This window comes from Oleiphilus sp. HI0043, from assembly GCF_001634935.1.
In genome coordinates this window covers 1-1,283 of the sequence record NZ_LWEY01001627.1, presented here as the reverse complement: position 1 = coordinate 1,283, position 1,283 = coordinate 1, and the positions used below count along the sequence as shown (strand labels likewise).

Here is a 1,283-nt window from a genome sequence, read left to right as displayed (position 1 = left end):
CATGACCTACTTGAACTGCCCGAGACGCTGAGTTTTGTTACACGCGTTTGATGATTTACATTTGCATCGTTGGTTTCGTGGTTTTAATGCTTAAAGGTGGCATCTTTATAGATCAAGCGTATTTGAGTGTTTCTCAGACTGTATTTCTGGTTCTTATCACCATCTGTTCCTGTGAATTTTATGCAGCGATGAAATCTCGCTTACAAGCGTTTTCAGATAAAGTCCTGGTTCGTCAGAAACTTGATGCTGAGCGGCACTTTCGAGACCTAATGTATCAGCTAGATCAATCTGATGACTTTGAGTCGATGTTGCCAATTCTTCGGCAGTTTTTTGAGCAACAAAGCTATATCCATCACTATGCATGGTATTTGGATAGGGTTCTATTGGAGCGAACTTTATCCAGGAAAGAGTTGGAGCGCTTTGATGCGAATGACCTGAGCGCTGAGAGAAACTATCAACGCATACTATTTAGCGGCAGTGATGGACGCCGCCATGATCGTTTACCCTCTTCTATAAACGTGCACCTGCAGGGTGAGGCTGAGGAAAGAACGCTTAACGCCCAAATGGTTGAAATTATGTCAACTGAGCAGCTCGATGCTGCCTATGATTGGGTCGAAATGGTGCCGGGACGCGAGATGCTGGGTTTGCCTGTTGTTGCAAATAGTGACTTTAGGGGAATGCTCTTAGTCGTCGTCAGTAAATCTGACATGCGTTTGAAAGATCAGTCGAGGTTACAGGCTTTGTCGTCTAAATTGGGTCGACTCATTGAGCGTGTAGAGTTTTTTCGCCGTCAGGCTTTCCAGGAGCAGCGCTTCTTATTTCAAAAAATGCAGAGTTTGCAGTCTTTGGCCGGTAATATCGCCAATGACATGAGAGGGCCTTTAGATCAATTACATGCCTTTGTTGAACATGCTGCATTGGTACGAGCGGAGCTAAAAGATGAGAGATATTTAGATAGTCCCTATAGCCAAGCTCATGTGGCTATCGCGCGAAGTGCTCAGGTGATCGACATGAGTCTAGGTCTGGTGAAGGATGAACCCATCGATGTAAGTACCTTCAAGGTGCTTTCAATTCAGAGTGTAGTAACGAAGAGTTTGGCAGAGTATGTGTTTATGCCAGGAGAGCGAGAGAGAATACGAACAGACTTACGCCAAGACTTCTTGTTCAAAGGTGATGAATGGTTATTGATTTATGCTTTGTTTAACATACTAAAAACGGCCATCAATCACTCTGTCGTGGCTAAAGGCGAAGAGATCACTATTGATAGTCGGGTTGAGGGTGGC

The 1,283-nt window shown here is 44.5% G+C and carries 1 protein-coding gene; it reads left to right on the top strand.

Annotation, left to right across the window (positions count from 1 at the left end; translation table 11 throughout):
* Positions 1-50: 50 nt before the first annotated feature.
* Positions 51-1,283 (top strand): hypothetical protein (locus A3729_RS24720; RefSeq protein WP_197476048.1); only part of this gene is annotated, 1,233 nt, incomplete at its 3' end.